This window comes from Vibrio sinaloensis DSM 21326 (assembly GCF_000189275.1).
GTDB lineage: Bacteria > Pseudomonadota > Gammaproteobacteria > Enterobacterales > Vibrionaceae > Vibrio > Vibrio sinaloensis.
The window spans coordinates 1-324 of record NZ_AEVT01000021.1 but is presented as its reverse complement, the minus strand read 5'-3'; the positions used below and the strand labels follow the sequence as shown (position 1 = coordinate 324).

The window sequence follows — 324 nt, the reverse complement described above, 5'->3', positions numbered from 1 at the left end:
ATGGAGTTTTACAATTGGATTGCTGTTCTTTTGGGAATTAGTTTTGTTAACTTTTGCGGTTCTGTCTATGTCGCAACAAGGAGTGAGTTAAATTCATTTCAAAAAGTAGCGCAAATCATAATTATCTGGCTAATCCCTGTTATCGCAGCAATCGGGCTATTCGTATTTCATCGTTCGCAAAGCGTATCATATGGTCCATCGACAGAATTTGGTGGTGGGGTAAATCCAAATCTAAAAATCAAAACAACTGGTGAACGAGACGAGCTATAAGTCATTGGGAAATGGCATATAACAAGGCGTTTAAGGCAGATTCCCAACGCTTGG

General features: G+C 39.5%; 1 protein-coding gene. It reads left to right on the top strand.

Annotated elements, in window-relative coordinates:
• Nucleotides 1–270, top strand: a 270-nt coding sequence (locus tag RH45_RS23650) for a hypothetical protein (RefSeq protein ID WP_008074584.1), incomplete at its 5' end; no start/stop codon positions are given.
• Nucleotides 271–324 lie beyond the last annotated feature (54 nt).